Source organism: Nonomuraea sp. LP-02, from assembly GCF_036289125.1.
GTDB lineage: Bacteria > Actinomycetota > Actinomycetes > Streptosporangiales > Streptosporangiaceae > Nonomuraea > Nonomuraea bangladeshensis.
Genome location: NZ_JAXCLK010000001.1, coordinates 8,167,189 through 8,185,761, shown reverse-complemented (window position 1 = coordinate 8,185,761; position 18,573 = coordinate 8,167,189). Strand labels below are relative to the sequence as shown.

The following is an 18,573-nucleotide window of genomic DNA, read 5'->3' as shown; positions in this document are numbered from 1 at the left end:
CTCTCGCACACGCCCTGACAGCGTTGTCCGCCCCCGTACGGTGAGACATGATCCAGGCGTGAGACCGACGATGAAGGACGTCGCCACGGCGGCGGGCGTGGCGCTGAAGACCGTATCGCGCGTGGTCAACGGCGAGCCCGGCGTCCATCCGGCGACGGCCGAGCGGGTGCGCGCGGCCATCGACCGGCTGGGCTACAGCCGCAACGAGAGCGCGCGGGTGCTGCGCAGGGGCAGGACCGCCACCATCGGGCTGGTGATCGAGGACGTCGCCGACCCGTTCTACGCGGGACTCAGCCGGGCCGTCGAGGACGTCGCGATCGCGCACGACTGCCTGCTGCTCAGCGGCTCGTCCGGGGAGGAGCCGGGGCGCGAGCGCGAGCTGGTCGAGACGTTCTGCGCGCGGCGGGTGGACGGGCTCATCGTCGTGCCGGCCGGGGCTGACCACGGCTATCTGCGGCCGGAGCTGGCGGCGGGCACGAAGGTGGTCTTCGCCGACCGGCCGCCTGGCGCGGGGCTGGACGCCGACACCGTGCTCGCCGACAACGCGGGCGGGGCCGGGCGGGCCGTACGCCACCTGCTCGGGCAGGGCCACGAGCGGGTCGCCTTCGTCGGGGACGCCCCCGCCATCTACACCGCCGCCGAGCGCCACCGCGGCTACCGTGACGCGCTGGGCGACCGGTACGACCCCCGCCTGGTCGCGATGCGGCCGCCCGCCGAGGAGGCGATGCGGGCGGACCTGGAGCGCATGTTCGCCCTGGACCGGCCGCCCACCGCGATCTTCACCGGCAACGGGCGCTGCACGGTGACGGCGCTGCGGGCGCTCGCCGGGCGGAAGGTGGCGCTGGTGGGCTTCGACGACTTCGAGCTGGCCGACCTGCTGCGGCCGGGGGTGACGGTCGTCGCGCAGGACCCGGTGTGGATGGGGCGGGTGGCGGCCGAGCTGCTGTTCCGCCGGCTGCTCGGCGACGAAGGGCCACCGGAGCACATCCGGCTCCCGGTCCGCCTCATCCCACGCGGCTCGGGCGAGCTGCCGCCGTGAGTGCTCAGCCCGCGTGGCTCGGGCGAGCTCCCCTATTGAGTCCTCAGCCGGCGTGGCTCGGGCGGGCTTCCGCGGTGAGTGCCGGCGGGCGCAGGATGCCGGCGAGGGCCAGGGCCACCAGGATGCCCGCGCCGCCCGCGACCGCGATGGCCGTCCCCGGACCGGCCGCCTCGCCGAGCGCGCCGACGGCCGCCGCGCCCAGCGCCTGCCCGGTCATCAGCCCCGCCGACTGCAGCCCGAACGCCTGCCCGCGCGTCTCCTCCGGCACCACGTCCACGAACCGCCGCTGCAGCCCGAGCTGGTACGCCAGCCCCGCCGCCCCCAGCGCGGCCAGCACCGCGGCCCAGCCGATGCCGGGCGCGAGCGCGAAGCCCAGCCAGGGCGCCCCGAGCAGCACCGCCAGCGGCAGCGACAGCCGCTCGCGCAGCTCCGGCCGGGCGAAGCGGCCCACCACGAACTCGCTGACCGCCATCCCGCCCGCGGCCGCCGCCAGCACCATCCCGGCCCGCCCCTCGCCGCCGAGGTAGGGCACGACCATGGCCTCGGCCCCGGCCAGGCACACGCACGGCAGCCATTGGGCGAGCAGCAGTCCCCGTACCCGCCGGTCGCCGACCAGCCGCCGGTTCACCCGCAGCGTCTCGCGGACGGCACCGCCCCACCCGGACAGCAGCCGCCCGGCCTCCCGGGCGACCCGGGCCGGTCGATGAGGCAGGCCCACGCGCAGCACCACCGCCGCCACGACGGACAGCGCCGACGTGACGGCCAGCGCCCCGGACGGCCCGGTGGCGGCCAGGAACGCGCCCCCTGCCGCGAGCCCCACGATCTGCGCGCTCGCCGAGGCCACGTTGAGCACCGACCGCCCCAGCACGAACGCGTCCCCGGGCAGCACCTCCGGCAGCATGGCCGCCCGCGCCGCCATGAACACCGGCGAGAACAGCCCGGTGGCCAGCACGAGCGCCAGCAGCGCCCACACCGGCAGCTCCGCGTACGCCAGCACCAGGCAGGTCACCGCCCGCACCACCTCGCCGGCGATCATCAGCGCCCGCGGCGCGACCCGGTCGGCCAGCGACAGCAGGAACAGCCCGCCCACGATGAACGGCAGCCACCCCGCCATGTACGCCGCCGCCGACAACCCCGCCGACCCGGTCCGCGCGTACACCAGCACGGACAGCGCCAGCATCTTGACCACGTCCCCGGCGATGAGCAGCACGAAGCTGCCGAACAGCACCCGGAACTCCTTGACGGCGAACACCTCGCCGAACGTCGCGCCTTTCACCCGACCGATGGTGCGGACCGGACCGCCACTAGCGCGACTTCTTCGGATATAACCGAAAGGTGCCGGTGCGCATCGACGTGACCTCGCAGGACCTGATGGCCAGCAGGTTCGCCATCTCCCCGCTGATCGAGACCATGCACGCCCAGTGGCTGCTGGCCGGGCGCGTCGAGGCGGGCCCGCACGCGGAGTGGGCGGAGCGGTGGCGGGGCACGTACGCGCGGCTCGCCGCCCGCTACCCGGCGCTGCGGGCCGCCGCCGCGGTCAGCGGCAACATCGGGGCGGCGAACGTCGACTTCATCGCCCCTCCCCCGACCGCCGTGGACGTCGCCTTCGCCGACGAGCTGGCCGCCGTGCGCGCCACGCCGGTCGCGCGGGCGCACGCCGAGATCGAGCGGGTGCTGGCCCAGCGCCCGCCGGTCACCGGCTGGGTGCGGGAGCTGCTGCTCGGCCCGGAGGTGGTGGAGCTGTTCGCGGAGGCGTACGAGGCGCTGTGGACGGACGTGCTCGCCCACGACTGGCCGCGCTTCCACGCGATCCTGCAGCGGGACGTGGCCTACCGCGCGGGCCGGCTGGCCGCCTACGGCTGGGCGGCGGCCCTGGACGACCTCAGCCCGCGGGTCCGGTGGCGCCGGAGCGGGCACATCGAGGTGCGGATGCTCTCCGGGCGCGAGGAGCGGCACGACCTCGGGGGCAAGGGGCTGCTGTTCCTGCCGTCGGCGTTCATGACGTCCATCGCCACCTATCTGGACGAGCCCTGGCCGTACGCGCTGCTCTATCCCGCGCGCGGGCTGGGCGCGGCGCCGCCCCGGCCCGACGGCGCCCTGGCGCCGCTGATCGGCCGCAGCCGGGCCCGCATCCTCGCCGAGCTGGCCGAGCCCGCGACGACCACGCAGCTCGCCGCCCTGCTGGGCCAGAGCCCCGGCACGACGGGCGAGCACATCGCGGCCCTGCGCCGCACCGGCCTGATCGCGGGCGCCCGCGTGGGCCGCGGCGTCCTCTACACGCGTACGCCTCTCGGCGACGCCTTGATCAACGGCTAGCCTGGGACATCAAAGGTATGCTCGTTGAGCATCAGTTCTGCAAAGCTGTTCAAGGAGGGCGCATGAACGCCGCCGACGCCGCCCCCGACACCCAGCAGGCCAGATTCCCACACGAGCTGATGTACGCGGCGGCGCAGCAGTACTACCTGGAGGACGCCACCCAGGGCGACATCGCCAAGCGGCTCGGCGTCTCCCGCGCGACCGTGAGCCGGCTGCTCACCGAGGCCCGCAGGCAGGGCATCGTCGAGATCAGGGTGCACCGCCCCGACACCATGGCCGACGGCCCGCTGGCCGACGAGGTGGCCCGGGCGCTCGACCTGCGGCGGGTCCACCTGGTGCCCAAGGTCAGCGGCCCGGCGCTCGGCCCGTGGCTCGCGCCTGGGGTGGCCCGCGCCCTCGCCGGCGTGGGGTTGGAGTCGGGCGACGTCGTGCTGGTCGCCTCCGGCACCACCGTGTACGAGTGCGCCCGCGAAGGGCTCGGCCAGTTCCCCGGCGTCACGATCGCCCCGGCCGTCGGCGGCCAGGAGGAGCCGCAGCCCTGGTTCCAGACCAACGAGACCACCCGCATCCTGGCCGAGCGCGTCGGCGGCGTGCCCGCCTACCTCTACGCGCCCGCGCTGCCCGGCCCCGAGCTGTTCTACTCGCTGCAGCACGAGCCGTCCGTGCGCCGGGTGATGGACCTGTGGGCGCGGGCCAAGTGCGCGCTCGTCGGGGTCGGCTCGGCGCCGCTCATGCGGCAGATGGTGCCCTCGCTCATGCCGCGCGACGCCGAGAGCCTGCGCCGGGCCGTGGGCGACGTGTGCATGCGGGTCTACGACCGCGACGGCGCGCCGGTGACGTACCCGGGGAGCGAGCGGCTGGTGGCCGCCAAGCCCGAGGAGCTGCGCCGCATCCCGTCCGTCATCGCGGTCGCGGTGGGCGCGGAGAAGGTGCTGTCGATCGTGGCCGGCGCCAGGGGCGGCTACTTCAACGAGCTCGTCACGGACACCCCGACGGCCGAGGGACTGGTGGCCGCCGCTCACCAGCTCTAGCCGTAGTGAACAAGTGTGCTGGACAAAGTTTCTGAAGGCACGCTAACGTCGTTTCGTGAGCAGCGAGGGCAGCGAGGGCAGCGCCTGATGGCGGTCATCTGCGTGGACGCCGGCACCACGGTCATCAAGGCGGTCGCCTACGACCACACCGGCGCGGAGTCGGCGCTCGCCCGCCGCGCCACCGCCGTGTCCCGCCCCGCCCCCGGCCACGCCGAGCAGGACATGGACGCGGTCTGGGACGCGGTCGCGGCCACCGTACGCGAGGTGGCCGCCGCCGTCGCCGAGCCGGTCGAGCTGGTCGCCGTCACCGCCCAGGGCGACGGCTGCTGGCTCGTGGACGCCGACGGCGAGCCGACAGGCCCCGCCGTGCTCTGGAACGACGCCCGCGCCGCCACCACCGTCGACGCCTGGACCCGCGACGGCCTGGCCGCCGCGGCCTTCAGGATCAACGGCTCCTCGGCCGCCTCCGGGCTGCCGCACGCCGTCCTGTCCTGGCTGCGGGCCCACGACCCGGCCAGGATCGACCGGTCGGCCGCCCTGCTCACCTGCGGCGGCTGGATCTGGTCGCGGCTCACCGGGGAGCTCGCGGCCGAGGAGTCCGACGCCTCCGCGCCGTTCATGGACCTGCGGGCGCGGGCGTACGCGCCGGAGCTGCTGAGCCTGTTCGGCATGGAGTGGGCGGAACGGCTGCTGCCGCCGGTGCGCTCCTGCCCGGTCGCCGGGCTCACGCGGCGGGCCGCGGACGCGCTCGGCCTGCGCGCCGGCGTTCCCGTGGTGATGGCACCGTACGACATCGTGACGACCGCGCTCGGCGCGGGCGCGGTGGCTCCCGGGCAGGCGTGCGCCATCCTCGGCACCACCCTGTGCACCGAGGTCGTCGCCGAGAGCCCGGCGCTGGACGGCGAGCCGACCGGCATCACGATCGCGCTGCCCGGCGGCTACCTGCGGGCCTTCCCCACGTTCGCCGGGACCGAGGTGGTGCAGTGGACGTGCCGGCTGCTGGGCCTCGGCGGCCCGGAGGAGCTGGGCGAGCTGGCCGGGCGGAGCGAGCCCGGCGCGGGCGGGCTCGCGTTCCTGCCCTACCTGTCGCCGGCCGGGGAGCGGGCGCCGTTCTCCGACCCGCTGGCGAGGGGCGCGCTGCTGGGCCTGTCGTTCGAGCACGGGCCCGAGCAGATCGCGCGGGCCGCGCTCGAAGGGCTCACCCTGGTCATCCGCGACTGCCTGGCCGCCACCGGCAGGGACCCCGGCGAGCTGCGGGTGTGCGGCGGCGGCTCGGCCAGCGCCACCTGGCTCGGGCTGATCGCCGACGTCACCGGGCTGCCCGTGCGGCGGCCGGCCGACGCCGAGGTGGGGGCGCGGGGCGCGTACGTCGCGGCGCTGGCGGCCACGGGAGCGGCCCCGTCGCTCGCCGCGGCGGCGGCCGAGCACGTACGGCTGCGCGACGCCGTCGAGCCCCACCCGGCCCGCCGCGCCCGCTACGACCGGCTGTTCGAGGACTTCCTGACGCTCCGCGCGGGCCACGCGGACGCCTGGCCGCTGCTGGCCGAGATGCGGAGCCGGGCATGAGCGTGTGGATCGGCGTCGACCTCGGCACGCAGAGCGTGCGCGCCCTGGTCGTCGGCGGCGACGGCGAGGTGGCCGGCGCCGCCGCCCGCCCGCTCACCAGCCACCGCGACGGCCCCCGCCACGAGCAGGACCCCGAGCAGTGGTGGCGCGAGCTGGCCGCCGCCACCCGCGAGGCGCTGGCCGGCGTGGCCCCTGAGCGGGTGCGGGGCGTCGCGGTCGCCGCGACCAGCGGGACGATCCTGCTCACCGGCGCGGACGGCCGTCCGCTGACGCCCGCCCTCATGTACGACGACCGCCGCGCCTCCGCCGAGCGCGCCAACGAGGCGGGCGCGGCCGTGTGGGAGCGCCTGGGCTACCGGCGCATGCAGCCCAACTGGGCGCTGCCGAAGCTGCTCTGGCTCCTCCGCGACGCCCCGGCGGGCGCCCGCGCCGCCCACCAGAGCGACTTCGTCAACCGGCGGCTGGTCGGCCACGAGGTCGCCACCGACCTCAGCAACGCGCTCAAGACCGGCGTGGACCTCGTCGCCGAACGCTGGCCGGACGAGGTGCTCGGCCTGCTGCCCCCGGGCACGCTGCCCGAGGTGGTCCGGCCCGGCGCGCTCCTCGGTACGGTCTGCGCCGAGGCCGCCGCCGAGACCGGCATCCCGGCCGGCACGCCGGTGGTCGCGGGCGCCACGGACGGCTGCGCGGCCCAGCTCGGCGCGGGCGCGACCGGCGTCGGGAGCTGGAACTCGGTGCTCGGCACCACGCTGGTGCTGAAGGGCGTGACCGAGGAGCTGATCCACGACCCGCTCGGCGTCGTCTACTCCCACCGCGCCCCCGACGGCTCCTGGCTGCCGGGCGGCGCGTCCAGCACGGGCGCCGGCGTCCTGTCCCGCGACCTGCCGGGCCGCGACCTCGACGCGCTCAGCGCGGAGGCCGCCCGCAGGGAGCCGGCCTCCGCCGTGACCTACCCGCTCGTCTCGCGCGGGGAGCGTTTCCCGTTCGACGCGCCCACCGCCGAGGCGTTCACGCTCGGCGAGCCCGCCGACGACGTCGAACGGTACGCCGCGATCCTGCTCGGCGCGGCGTTCGTCGAACGGCTGTGCTTCGACTACCTGGACCTGCTCGGCGCGCCCGTGGACGGCGAGATCATCCTCACCGGCGGGGCCACGCGGAGCGCCTACTGGACCCGGCTGCGCGCGGACGTCCTCGGACGTCCCGTGACGTTGCGCGAGAACGCCGAGCCCGCGCTCGGCATGGCCGTGCTGGCCGGCGGCGACCCGGCCCGCATGATCAGGACCAGGGCCGTGGTCGAGCCGTCCGGGGCCGGGCGGCGGGAGCTCTACCTGCGGTTCGTCGCCGAGCTGGAACGGCGCGGCTGGCTGGACCCGTACGTCGCCGCACACGCCCGCGAGAGGACCACCCGTTGACCGACCTCGTGCTCGTCCGCCACGGCGAGACCGTCTGGCACGCCGAGAACCGCTACGCGGGCGTCAGCGACGTCGAGCTGACCCCGCGCGGCCACGAGCAGGCGGCCACGCTCGCCGAGTGGGCCGCGGACGCGGGCCTGACGGCCGTCCTCGCCTCCACGCTCAGCCGCGCCGTGATCACCGCCACCGCCGCCGCCGAACGGGCCGGTCGGGCGCTGCGCACCGACGCGCGCCTCGTCGAGCTGGACTTCGGCGAGGGCGAGGGGCTGACCTCGGCGGAGATGGCGGCGCGCTTCCCCGAGGCGCGGGCCGCGTTCGAGGCCGACCCGGCCGCGCATCCGCTGCCCGGCGGCGAGGACCCGCGCGCCGCCGCCGCCCGGTTCGTCGCCGCGCTGCGGGACGCCGCGGCGGCGCATCCCGGCGGGCGGGTGCTGGTCGTGGCGCACACCACGGCGATCAGGCTGGCGCTCTGCGCGCTGATCGGGGTGCCGCTCGGCGAGTACCGGCGGCTGTTCCCGCGCCTGGACAACTGCGCACTGACCGAGCTGCGGCTCCGCGACGACGGTCGGCCCGCGCTGCTTCACTACAACTGCCCGACGGGAGCCGTTCGTTGACCATCCGAGTCCTTGCCGCAGGTGACCACTTCGTCACCAACCGCCTGCTGGTGGACGCGCTGCGGCGCGAGGTCCCCGGCGAGGTGGACGTCCACGAGCTGACGCTGCCGTGGCCGGTGGTGCCGTTCGGCCGCGTCGGCGAGGTGGACGAGGCCTCGGACGTCGAGGACGAGCTGATCGAGGCGCTGCGCGGCGTCGAGGTCTGCGTGACCCAGATGGCCCCGCTGACCAAGCGCGTCCTCGACGCCTCCCCCGACCTGCGGCTGTTCTGCGTCAGCAGGGGCGGGCCGGTGAACGCCAACCTGGAGGCGGCCGCGCGGGCCGGGGTGCGGGTGACGTTCGCGCCGGGACGCAACGCGGTGGCCACCGCCGAGCACACGCTCGCCATGCTGCTCGCCGCGACCCGCCGCATCCCCCAGACCCACGCCGACCTGGCGGGGGGCGTGTGGCGCGGCGACTACTACACCTACGACAACGTGGGCCCCGAGCTGGAGGGTGGCACGGTCGGCCTGGTCGGCTACGGCGCGATCGGCCGCCGGGTGGCCCGGATGCTGGCAGGGTTCGGGGCCGAGGTGCTGGTGCACGACCCGTACGTGGACGTCCCCGGCAAGGTGGAGCTGCCGGAGCTGCTGCGCCGCTCGCGCTTCGTCTCCCTGCACGCCCGCGCCACCGCGGAGACCGCCGGCCTGATCGGCGCGGCCGAGATCGCCGCCATGCCGCCGGGATCGGTGCTGGTCAACTGCGCGCGCGGCGCGCTGCTCGACTACGACGCGCTCTGCGACGCGCTGGAGTCCGGCCACCTGTTCGGCGCCGCGATGGACGTCTTCCCCGAGGAGCCGATCCCCGAGGGTTCGCGCCTGCTCACGGCGCCGAACCTGGTCATGACCCCGCACCTGGCCGGGGCGAGCAAGGAGACGGCGGCGAAGGCCGCCGCGATCGTCGCGGCCGACGTGGCCCGCTACGTCCGCGGCGAACCCCTCCTGCATGTCGCTAACCCTTGAGCGCCCCCGCCATGAGCCCGCGCATGAAGAACCGGCCCAGCAGGACGTAGATCACCATCGTGGGGATCGACGCCAGGATCGCCGCCGCCATCTGCTGGCTGTACGGGGTGGCCTGCGCGCCGGCGATGTTGTTGAGCATCACGGTCGTCGGCCAGCTCGTCGGCCCGGTGAGGAAGACGGCGAACAGGAAGTCGTTCCACAGCGAGGTGAACTGCCAGATGACGACCACCGCGATCGCGGGCCCGGACACCGGCAGCACCACCGACCGGTACGCCCGCAGCATCCCGGCCCCGTCCACCCGCGCGGCCTCGATGAGCGTGGTGGGGATCGTCACGTAGTAGTTGCGGAAGATCAGCGTGCAGATCGGGATGCCGTAGACGACGTGGGCGAGCACCAGGCCGGGGATGCCGCCGTAGAACACGCCGTCCAGCCCGGTCAGGTCGTTGAGCCCGACGAGGAGCTGCACCAGCGGGATCATCACCCCCTGGTACGGGATGAACATCCCGAACAGGAACAGCGTGAACAGCACGTCCGCCCCGGGGAAGCGCCACTTGGACAGCACGTAGCCGTTCATGGAGCCGAGCGCGCACGACAGCAGCGAGCCCGGCACGGCCAGCAGCACGCTGTTCCACAGCCCAGGGGCGAGCTTCTCCCACGCCACCCGCCAGGCCTCGACCGTCCACGTCCGCGGCAGGTTCCACGCCTGGCTCGGGTCCGCCTCGGTGAGCGGCTTGAAGCTGGTGACCAGCAGCACGTAGATCGGGATGAGGAAGACCGCCACGAACAGGCACAGCACGCCGAACCGCGTCCACTGGAACACGGCTCCCCGCCGCCCGGCCACCGCCGTCATGACGTCCTCTCCTTGCGCACGGACCAGATGAGGTACGGGATCACGAAGATCGCCACGCTCACCACGATGTACGCCGCGATCGTGGCCCCCTTGGCCGGGTCGTGGGAGTCGAAGACCGCCACCCACATGAACACCGCCGGCACGTCGGTGATGATCTGCTTGCCGGACACCGCCACGATCAGGTCGAAGACCTTGAGCGAGATGTGCCCCAGGATGATCAGCGCCGACAGCAGCACCGGCCGCAGCAGCGGCAGCACGACGTGGCGGTAGACGCCCCACTCGGTGCAGCCGTCCACCCGCGCCGCCTCGCGCAGCTCCTCGGGCACGCCGCGGAAGCCCGCGAGGAACAACGCCATGATGTATCCGGACATCTGCCAGATCGCCGGCAACGCCATCGCGGCCATGCCCCAGTCCTGGTCACGGAACCACTGCCACTCCGGCAGCCCCAGGTAGCCGAACAGCCGGTTGAGCCCGACGGCCCGCTCCCCCGTCCCCGAGTTCATCAGCCACCGCCACACGATGCCGGTGGCCACGAACGAGATCGCCATGGGGAACAGGTAGATCGCCCGGAACGTCCCCTCGCCCCTGATCCCCTTCTCCATGAGGAACGCCAGCAGCCAGCCGAGCAGCAGCGCCCCCAGCACGAACACGATCGTGAACAGGATCGTGTGGTTCACGGACAGGTGCCAGCGGGGCTGGTCCCAGATGTCGACGAAGTTCTTCAGCCCCACGAACTCGCCCTCGGCCACCTGGCTGTGCTTGTCGGTCATGGCGAGCTGGAAGTTCCAGCCCAGCAGGCCGTACACGAAGACGCCGATCAGGATGATCGACGGGGTGACGAGGAGCAGCCCGGGCAGCCACGTACGTGCCCGCCTCACGATTCTTCCCTCCAGGGACGCGACGGCCGGCCGGGCCGCCGCGTCCCGCTCGATGGCGTCAAAAGAGCGCTACTGGGCGTTGGCCGTGGCCGCGTCGGCGAGCCCCTGCTGGAGGGCCTTGACGTCCTTGCTGCTGATGAAGAGCCCGACCGCCTCGGTGATGGCGGCCAGCCACGGCTGGTTCACCGAGACGCCGTGCTGGACCGAGCCGGCCAGCTTGTTGCCCGACCAGTCCTTCAGCGCGTCGGCCAGGTAGTCGGTGTAGAGGGACTTGTCGGCGTCGGTGCGCGCGGGGATGGAGCCCTTCTTCGGGTTGAAGGCGTCCTGTCCCTCCTTGCTGGCCGCGACCTTGAGCCAGGCGATGGCCCCGTCCCGGTGCTTGGCGCCCTTGGGCAGGGTGAAGCTGTCGGACAGCCAGAGGTAGGTGCCCTCGGTGCCGGGGGCCGGCGCCCAGTCGAAGTCCGTCTTCGAGGTCTTGCCGAGGCCGCCCTCGGGCGGGTTGTGGAAGTAGCCGTAGGCCCAGTCGCCCATGATGTTGAACGCGGCCTGGCCGTCGGCCACCTGCTTGGCGGCGGGCTGCCAGTCGTCCTGCGGGTCGCCCGCGTACGACATGATCTTGTTGAAGCTCTCGAGGGCCTTGGTGACCTCGGGCCCGGCCCAGTTGCCGCCCGGCTTGAACAGCGCGTTGTAGGCGTCGGTGCCGAGGCTGCCGAGCAGCACGTTCTCCAGCAGGTGGGTGACGGTCCACTCCGAGCCGATGGACAGCGGGATCTTGCCCGTGGCCTTGACCTTCTCCAGCGCCGTGATGAACTCGTCGATCGTCTTCGGCGCGGCGGCGACGCCGGCCTCCTTGAGCACGGCCGGGTTGTACCAGAGCACGTTGGAGCGGTGGATGTTCACCGGCACCGAGTAGATCTTGCCGTCCACGCTGATCTGGTCCACGAGCTGCTGCGGGAAGACGTCCTTGAGCTTCAGCTCGTCGTAGAGGAAGGTGAGGTCCTCCAGGTTGCCCGCCTTGATGTAGCCCTGCAGCTCGGCGCCCGCGTGGCCCTGGAAGGTGTCCGGCGGCTGGCCGGCCTGGAGCTTGGACTCCAGCAGCGCCTTGGCCTTGTCGCCGGAGCCGCCCGCCACGGCGGCGTCGAAGAAGGAGTAGGTGGAGTTCTGCTGCTCGAAGATCTTCCGCATCTCGGCGAGGCCGTCCGCCTCACCGGGCCCGGTCCACCAGGAGAAGACCTCGACCTGCTGCTTGCCGCCACTGGCCGCGGGCGGTTCGGAGGACTCTCCTCCGCCGCCACCGCCGCACGCGGCTAATCCCAGGACGCCCGCCATCATGATCGAGGCGGTTGCCAACCACCGTCGCATCGCACACCATCCCTTCGAAGTCCCCCGAAGCAGGTGGTTCTTGACAACGTTGTCAACGGGGCTATCAACCCATCTCACACAACGGGACGTCAAGGGATGAGGTGGTAACAGCTCCGCATACTCCCCCTGACGCAGGCGCTTGTTCCTTGTCACTCCCGGGGGCGCGGCGCTCACGCTGGGCACACTTCCTGGCATGCCCGACGAGCCCCTGGAACTCGGCGAGATCTCCTTCTCGGACTGGCACGCCCACACCGGCAAACTGGCCGAGGTCGGCTTCCTCACCATCGCCAGGCGGCTGCCGTCGCTGGTGTCCCAGGCGATGAGCATCGCCTGGCGGGCGAGCCCGCGCGACACCGCGCTGGCGATCACGCTCAACCTGCTCGGCGGGGTGTTCACCGCGTTCGGGCTGCTCGCCACGACCGGCGTGCTCACCGCGCTGTTCAGCGCGGGCCCGACCGCCGACCGGGTGATGGCCGCGCTGCCCAGCCTGGCCCTGGTGGGCGCGGCGGCGGCGCTGCGCGCGGCCGTGCAGGCCGGTGCGGGCTGGGCGCAGGCCCGCCTCGACCCGCAGGTCAGCCGGCTCACCGAGGAGCGGCTGTACGGGCTGACCAGCCGCGTCGAACTGGCCGCCTACGACGACCCCGACTTCCACGACGCGCTCCAGCGGGCCCGGCTGCGCGGCGTGGCCATGGCGGACTCGGTGGTGTCGGCGACCGTGGACGTGCTGACCGCCGCCGTCGGCATCGCCGCCGTGGCCGGCGTGCTGGGCGTGCTGCACCCGGTGCTGCTGCCGCTGCTCCTGCTGGCGGTGCTGCCGGACGCCTGGGCCATGGTCCGCAGCGCCAAGATGCGCTACGCCACCCTGTACGCCCTCATCCCCGCCGCCCGCCGCAAGTGGATCATCGGCGAGCTGCTGGCCGACCGCGACCCGGCCGCGGAGGTGCGCGCGTTCACCATGCGCGGCTTCCTGCTGCGCATGTACGACGCGGTCGCCAAGGTCGAGCAGGACGTGATGCTCGGGCTGGCCCGGCGGCAGACGTACGCGCGGGTCGCCGGCGAGGCGCTGAGCGGCCTCGGCGCCGGCCTGGTCTACGTCGCCCTCGGCGTGCTGCTCGCGATCGGCGCGATCCCGCTCGCCGTGGCGGGCACGGCGGTGCTGGCGATCAGGTCCGCCCAGCAGTCGCTGTCCACCCTGATGTACGCCACCAACCGCCTCTACGAGGAGGGCCTGTACTTCACCGACTTCCTGGAGTTCTGCGCCGACGCCGAGCTCCGGGTGCCGGGCAGCCGGGCCACCCCGATGCCGGCCGGCTTCCAGCGCATCACCGCCGCGAACGTCACCTTCACCTACCCCGGCGCGGAGGAGCCCGCGCTGCGCGAGGTCTCCGTCGAGATCAAGCGGGGCGAGATCATCGCGTTCGTCGGCGAGAACGGCTCCGGCAAGACCACCCTGTCCAAGATCCTCGCCGGCCTGTACGAGCCCGACTCCGGCACCGTCCACTGGGACGACACCGACCTGCGCCAGGTGGACCCCGACGAGCTGCGCCTGCGCACCGCCGTGATCGCCCAGGACCACACCCGCTGGCCGCTCGCCGCCCGCTACAACATCACGATGGGCACCGACAAGGGCGAGCAGGCCCTGCACTCGGCGGCGACGGTGGCCGGGGCCGACGAGGTGATCGCCGGGCTGCCGCACGGCTACCGCACCCTGCTCGACCGCCGGTTCAAGGACGGCCACGAGCTGTCCGGCGGGCAGTGGCAGCGCATCGCCGTGGCCCGCGGCTTCCACCGCGACGCCGACCTGCTCATCTGCGACGAGCCCACCGCCGCGCTCGACGCCCGCGCCGAGCACGCGCTGTTCGAGCGGATCCGCGGCCACGCCGACGGCCGCACGGTGCTGCTCATCACCCACCGCCTGGCCAGCGTCCGCTACGCCGACCGCATCTACGTGCTGGAACACGGCCGGGTCACCGAGGAGGGCGACCACGACGCGCTCATGGCCAGGGGCGGGCTCTACGCCGACCTCTACAGCCTCCAGGCCACCGCCTACCGATGATCACGAAAGGGCGGCCTGGATGACCGCCCGCGCGATCGTCGCCACGGCGGCGGCCCGCGCGCCCGGCCGCTCCAGCACCACCCCGACGGCGACCTCGGGCTTGTCCGCGGGCGCGAACGCGGTGACGAGCGCCTGCTCCTGATCCGGGGGCGCGGACTTCGCCGTCCTGGCGGCCGCCTCGACGCCGGGCGGCGCCGCGCTCGTCCCCGTGCCGCCCGCCCGCGGCACCGTCGTCATCAACGCCGCCAGGTGTTTGGCCAGCGCCGGCGGCATCGCCACCCGCCACGGCGCGGGCGCCGCCTGGTTGATCACGGAGCCGTCCGGCAGCCGTACCTCCTCCACCAGGTACGGCCGCATGAGCACCCCGCCGTTGGCCACCGCCGCCGACATCATGGCGATCATGAGCGGCGTGGCCCGGTTGTCGTGGTGCCCGATGGCGGCGAGCGCCGTCTGCGCCCGGTCCATGCTCAACGGATACCTGCTGGGCGTGGCGGGCAGCGGGATCGCGAGCGGCCCCGCGTTGAAGCCGAACGCCTCCGCCTGGTCGCGCAGCAGGTCCTGGCCGAGCTGCAGCCCGATGCCGGCGAAGGCGGTCTCGCAGGAGACCTGGAAGGCGTAGATGAGGGTGGGGTGCGCGTCGTCGCAGCCGGGGTTGTTGCGCACGGTCTGCCGCCCGCCCGGCAGGGACAGCAGCGCCGGCGCGTCGAGCAGGCTGGAGGGGGTGTACTCGCCGGAGGACAGCGCCGCCGCCGTGGTGACCAGCTTGAACGTGGCGCCCGGCGGATAGGGCCGGTTCAGCGCCCGGTTCAGCAGCGGCCGGCCGGGGTCCTCCCTGAGCCGCCGGCCGGTCACGTCGAGCAGGTCCCGGTCGAAGGTGGTGAAGGCGTTCGGGTCGTACGACGGGTACGACGCCAGCGCCAGCACCGCCCCCGTCGCCGGATGCAGCGCCACCACCGCCCCCGGCACCCCGGCCGCGCGCAGCCCGTCGTACGCCGCCCGCTGCGCCCGGTCGCTGATCGTCAGCCGGACGTCGGCCCCCTCGACCTCGCCCGCCCGCACCAGCGAGCGCACCTTGACCTGGGCGTCGGCGCCGGACAGCACGCCGTCCTCGGCCTGCTCGATGCCGGTGGCCCGGTGCAGCGCCAGATGGCCGGTGACGGCCGCGTACACCGGCCCGTGCGGGTAGACCCGCCGGAACCGGTAGGGGCCGCCACCGGACGGGCGGCTCACGGCGACGGGCGTGCCGTCGTAGGTGAGGATGTGGCCGCGCGGGTGGGAGTAACGCTCGATGAGCGGCCGCTCGTTCCTGCGGTCGGCGTTGAGCGCCGACGTGCCGAACGCCTGGATCACGGTGACCTGCCCCAGCAGCGCGAACAACAGGCCGCCGCACATCAGGGCCACGCGGCCCACCGACTCGTTGATCCTCCCGCCCCGCGTCTCCGCCATCACGTCCTCCCGAGGGCCGTCAAGGCCCGGGCGTGCGGTGACCTGTCTGGTTCACCCATCAGAGTTCTCCGTTCGTCGCCGCAGTAAAGGTGCGGCACTGGATAATGATCGGATGACTCCTCAGGTGGGCGGCTGGCGCCACGCGGCCGTGGGCGGCCGGGCGAAGAACCGCATGCAGGAGTCGATCGCCGCCACGGCAGCCAAGACCGGCGAGCACGGCCGGCGGGTCGTGGTGCTGGAGGTGATGCCTGACCACGCGCGCCTGTTCGTCAAATCCCGTCCCCAGCGCGCCCTGCGCTCCGCCCGGACGGTGCAGCGCCACCTCCGGGCGCGAGACGAACGCGCCCCCAAGGGTGGTGGCTGTGCGTAGGTCGTACAAGTTCCTGTTGCGCCCGACCCGTCGGCAGGAGACCGCGCTCGCGGCCTGCCTGGAAGACCACCGGCAGCTCTACAACGCCGCTCTTGAGCACCGCCGCACCGCCTACGCCAAAGCGAAGGTCACGATTCGCTACGGCGACCAGTCCGGTGAGTTGAAGCACATCCGGGCCGACGATCCGGACGGTCAAGCCCGGTGGTCGTTCTCTTCCCAGCAGGCCACGCTGCGCCGGCTGGACAGGGCGTTTCGCGCGTTCTTCGACCGGGTCAAGGCCGGGCGCACGCCCGGGTTCCCGCGGTTCAAGGGCCGGGGCCGCTTCACTGCGGCGGAGTGGCCGAAGGACGGTGACGGCTGCCGCTGGGACTCCCAACCCGACCACCCCACTGCCACGTTCGTGCGGCTGCAGGGCGTCGGGCATGTTCGCGTCCACCAGCACCGGCCGGTCAAGGGCCGGGTGAAGACGATCAGCGTCACGCGGGAGGGGGCGCGCTGTTACGTGGTGCTGTCGTGTGACGACGTGCCTGCCGAGCCCTTGCCCGCGACGGGCGCGGCGGGCGGGATCGACATGGGCGTGGCGTCGCTGGTGACCACCAGCGACGGCGAGCACCTCGCCAACCCGCGTCACCTGGCCGCCTGCGCCGACCGGCTCGCGGCGGCCCAGCGGGACCTGGCTCGCAAGAAACGCGGCTCCAACCGCCGCCGCGAGGCCGTGGCCAAAGTCGCGGCGCTGCACGCCAAGGTACGTCGTCAACGTCTCGACACCGCGCACAAGGCCGCGCTGGCGCTGGTGCGCGCCTACGACGTGATCGTGCACGAGGACCTGCGGATCGCGAACATGACCCGCAGCGCGTCCGGCACGGTCGAGGCGCCCGGCCACAATGTCGCGGCCAAGTCCGGTCTGAACAAGTCGATCTTGGACGCGGGTTGGGGGGTGTTCCTGCGGGTCCTCGCGTACAAGGCTGAAAGCGCCGGTCGGGAGGTGATCGCGGTGAACCCCGCCAACACCTCCCGCAGGTGCGCCGAATGCGGTCACGTCGCCGCGGAGAACCGCGTCACTCAAGCCGTGTTCCGATGTCGGGCGTGCGGGCATGCCGCGCACGCCGACGTGAACGGGGCGGTCAACATCCGCGGGGCAGGGCTTGCCCTTCGCCAGGCTGCGCAAGCGGCTTAGCGAGAAGCCGCTTCCATCGGGGAGCGGAGGAGTCACGGCTCACGGTCTAACAGCCGGAGCGCAAAGGGCGGGCTACAGGAGACTGCGGTAGTAGGAAATCTTGTTGTGGATGTAGTCCTGCCGTTCGGCGAGGTTGGCGATCTGCTCCTGGACCTGCCGGTCGTGCTCCTCCAGCAGTTTGATCCGGTCGGGCACGGTGTGGTCGCCGGCGCGGACGAGCTCGGCGAAGCGGAGCATGGTGGCGATGGGCATGCCGGTCTCACGCAGGCAGCGCAGGGTGCCCAGCCAGCCGATGTCCTCCTCACTGAACCTGCGCTGCCCGGCGGCGTTCCTGTCGACGCGCTCCAGCAGCCCGATCTTCTCGTAGTAACGCAAGGTGTCGAGGGAGAAGCCGGTCTCCACGACGGCTTCGGCGGGGGTGTACACGCTCACCCCCTCAGGATTTCACCTGGAGCGTGCTCCAGGTCAACCGTTTGACATGGAGCGCGCTCCAGGTCCGAAAGTCGGAGCCATGAGATTCGCACTCGGGACGATCCCCTTCGGCACCAGCGTCAGTCTGGAGGACACCTTCGCCCTCCTCGACCGCTTCCACGAGGCGGGCGGCACCATGCTGGACACCGCCAACAACTACCCGTTCTGGGTCGAGGGCCGCACCGGCGACGAGAGCGAGCAGGCCATCGGGGCCTGGCTGGCCGCCCGCGGCAACCGCGACCGGATCTTCATCAGCACCAAGGCGGGCGCGCGGCCCACCGTGCCCGGCGACACCACCCTGGACTCGGCCGAGGGCCTGTCGGCCGCCGCCATCGCGCGGGCGGCGGAGGGCAGCCTGCGCCGGCTCGGCACCGACCACGTCGATCTGTACTGGGCGCACATCGAGGACCATTCGGTGCCGCTGGAGGAGACGCTGGGGGCCTTCGACGAGCTGGCGCGGGCCGGCAAGGTCGGGGCCGTCGGGGCCAGCAACACGGCGGCCTGGCGGCTGGAGCGGGCGCGGAGCGTCTCGGCGGCGCGGGGCTGGCTGCCGTACACGTACGTGCAGCTCCGCCACACCTATCTGCGCCCGCGACCGTTCACCAGCCCCGCCGAGGCCGGGCACCGGCTGGTCACGGACGACCTGCTCGACTATCTGGCCGCCGAGCCGGACGTGACGCTGTGGGCGTACAACACGCTGATGTTCGGCGCCTACACGCGGGCCGACCGGCCGATCCCGGAGATCTACGACCACCCCGGCACCACGGCCCGGCTGGCCACGCTGCGCGAGGTGGCCGGGGAGCTGGGCGCCACCCCGAACCAGGTGGTGCTGGCGTGGCTGATGGCGGACGGGATCGTGCCGATCGTGGGGGTGTCGACGATGGCCCAGCTCGACGAGGCGATCGGCGCCGCCGGGCTCAAGCTGGACGCGGAGCTGAAGGCCCGCCTGGACGCGCCCCGCTGACGCTCAGGACAGGGGCGGCT

Annotated in this window: 17 protein-coding genes; 11 read left to right on the top strand and 6 right to left on the bottom strand. The window is 73.4% G+C overall.

Going from position 1 to position 18,573, the window contains the following annotated elements; all coding sequences use genetic code 11:
* The first annotated feature begins 58 nt into the window (after nucleotides 1-58).
* On the top strand, nucleotides 59-1,039 hold the full coding sequence (locus SMD20_RS38410; protein WP_442942555.1) for a LacI family DNA-binding transcriptional regulator: 981 nt from the start codon (nucleotides 59-61) through the stop codon (nucleotides 1,037-1,039).
* Between the two features lie 43 nt (nucleotides 1,040-1,082).
* On the opposite strand, the gene SMD20_RS38405 is transcribed toward SMD20_RS38410, so the two are convergent.
* On the bottom strand, nucleotides 1,083-2,315 hold the full coding sequence (locus tag SMD20_RS38405) for an MFS transporter (RefSeq protein WP_329590673.1): 1,233 nt from the start codon (nucleotides 2,313-2,315) through the stop codon (nucleotides 1,083-1,085).
* Between the two features lie 65 nt (nucleotides 2,316-2,380).
* Between SMD20_RS38405 and SMD20_RS38400 the strand changes: the two genes are divergently transcribed.
* The 6 genes from SMD20_RS38400 to SMD20_RS38375 all read left to right on the top strand — a co-directional run bounded on the left by SMD20_RS38400 (nucleotide 2,381) and on the right by SMD20_RS38375 (nucleotide 8,979).
* On the top strand, nucleotides 2,381-3,355 hold the full coding sequence (locus SMD20_RS38400) for a helix-turn-helix domain-containing protein (RefSeq protein WP_329590671.1): 975 nt from the start codon (nucleotides 2,381-2,383) through the stop codon (nucleotides 3,353-3,355).
* Nucleotides 3,356-3,417: 62 nt separating this feature from the next.
* Complete coding sequence (locus SMD20_RS38395; RefSeq protein ID WP_329590670.1) at nucleotides 3,418-4,386, top strand: sugar-binding transcriptional regulator; 969 nt, start codon at nucleotides 3,418-3,420, stop codon at nucleotides 4,384-4,386.
* 87 nt (nucleotides 4,387-4,473) lie between these two features.
* Nucleotides 4,474-5,952, top strand: coding sequence for an FGGY-family carbohydrate kinase (locus SMD20_RS38390; RefSeq protein WP_329590668.1), 1,479 nt, complete (start codon nucleotides 4,474-4,476; stop codon nucleotides 5,950-5,952).
* Entirely contained in the window at nucleotides 5,949-7,364 is a 1,416-nt protein-coding gene (locus SMD20_RS38385; RefSeq protein ID WP_329590666.1) for an FGGY-family carbohydrate kinase, read from the top strand. Before SMD20_RS38390 ends, SMD20_RS38385 begins: the two co-directional genes overlap by 4 nt.
* On the top strand, nucleotides 7,361-7,978 hold the full coding sequence (locus tag SMD20_RS38380; protein WP_329590664.1) for a histidine phosphatase family protein: 618 nt from the start codon (nucleotides 7,361-7,363) through the stop codon (nucleotides 7,976-7,978). Before SMD20_RS38385 ends, SMD20_RS38380 begins: the two co-directional genes overlap by 4 nt.
* On the top strand, nucleotides 7,975-8,979 hold the full coding sequence (locus tag SMD20_RS38375; RefSeq protein ID WP_329590663.1) for a 2-hydroxyacid dehydrogenase: 1,005 nt from the start codon (nucleotides 7,975-7,977) through the stop codon (nucleotides 8,977-8,979). The genes SMD20_RS38380 and SMD20_RS38375 overlap by 4 nt, the downstream gene beginning before the upstream one ends.
* On the opposite strand, the gene SMD20_RS38370 is transcribed toward SMD20_RS38375, so the two are convergent.
* From SMD20_RS38370 to SMD20_RS38360, 3 genes are all read right to left on the bottom strand, one after another.
* Nucleotides 8,969-9,829, bottom strand: coding sequence for a carbohydrate ABC transporter permease (locus tag SMD20_RS38370; protein WP_329590662.1), 861 nt, complete (start codon nucleotides 9,827-9,829; stop codon nucleotides 8,969-8,971). The two genes, SMD20_RS38375 and SMD20_RS38370, sit on opposite strands and share 11 nt — an antisense overlap.
* Complete coding sequence (locus SMD20_RS38365; RefSeq protein ID WP_329590661.1) at nucleotides 9,826-10,707, bottom strand: carbohydrate ABC transporter permease; 882 nt, start codon at nucleotides 10,705-10,707, stop codon at nucleotides 9,826-9,828. Before SMD20_RS38365 ends, SMD20_RS38370 begins: the two co-directional genes overlap by 4 nt.
* Before the next feature lie 69 nt (nucleotides 10,708-10,776).
* A complete protein-coding gene (locus SMD20_RS38360; protein WP_329590659.1) occupies nucleotides 10,777-12,069 on the bottom strand; it encodes an ABC transporter substrate-binding protein in 1,293 nt (430 codons plus the stop codon).
* 193 nt (nucleotides 12,070-12,262) lie between these two features.
* Here SMD20_RS38360 and SMD20_RS38355 point away from each other — a divergent pair, with 193 nt between their 5' ends.
* Nucleotides 12,263-14,125 (top strand): ABC transporter ATP-binding protein, encoded by a 1,863-nt coding sequence (locus tag SMD20_RS38355; protein WP_329590657.1) that lies wholly within the window; start codon nucleotides 12,263-12,265, stop codon nucleotides 14,123-14,125.
* Here SMD20_RS38355 and SMD20_RS38350 read toward each other — a convergent pair whose 3' ends face one another.
* A complete protein-coding gene (locus SMD20_RS38350; protein ID WP_329590655.1) occupies nucleotides 14,126-15,571 on the bottom strand; it encodes a penicillin-binding transpeptidase domain-containing protein in 1,446 nt (481 codons plus the stop codon). It lies immediately after the preceding gene.
* A 112-nt stretch (nucleotides 15,572-15,683) separates the two neighbouring features.
* Here SMD20_RS38350 and SMD20_RS38345 point away from each other — a divergent pair, with 112 nt between their 5' ends.
* Nucleotides 15,684-15,941, top strand: coding sequence for a hypothetical protein (locus tag SMD20_RS38345; protein WP_329590653.1), 258 nt, complete (start codon nucleotides 15,684-15,686; stop codon nucleotides 15,939-15,941).
* The gene (locus tag SMD20_RS38340) at nucleotides 15,934-17,118 is read left to right on the top strand and encodes an RNA-guided endonuclease InsQ/TnpB family protein (protein WP_329590651.1); all 1,185 of its coding nucleotides are present in this window, start codon (nucleotides 15,934-15,936) and stop codon (nucleotides 17,116-17,118) included. The genes SMD20_RS38345 and SMD20_RS38340 overlap by 8 nt, the downstream gene beginning before the upstream one ends.
* 72 nt (nucleotides 17,119-17,190) lie before the next feature.
* Here SMD20_RS38340 and SMD20_RS38335 read toward each other — a convergent pair whose 3' ends face one another.
* The gene (locus SMD20_RS38335) at nucleotides 17,191-17,550 is read right to left on the bottom strand and encodes a MerR family transcriptional regulator (protein WP_329590649.1); all 360 of its coding nucleotides are present in this window, start codon (nucleotides 17,548-17,550) and stop codon (nucleotides 17,191-17,193) included.
* 79 nt (nucleotides 17,551-17,629) lie between these two features.
* Between SMD20_RS38335 and SMD20_RS38330 the strand changes: the two genes are divergently transcribed.
* Complete coding sequence (locus SMD20_RS38330; RefSeq protein ID WP_329590647.1) at nucleotides 17,630-18,553, top strand: aldo/keto reductase; 924 nt, start codon at nucleotides 17,630-17,632, stop codon at nucleotides 18,551-18,553.
* Nucleotides 18,554-18,573: the final 20 nt, after the last annotated feature.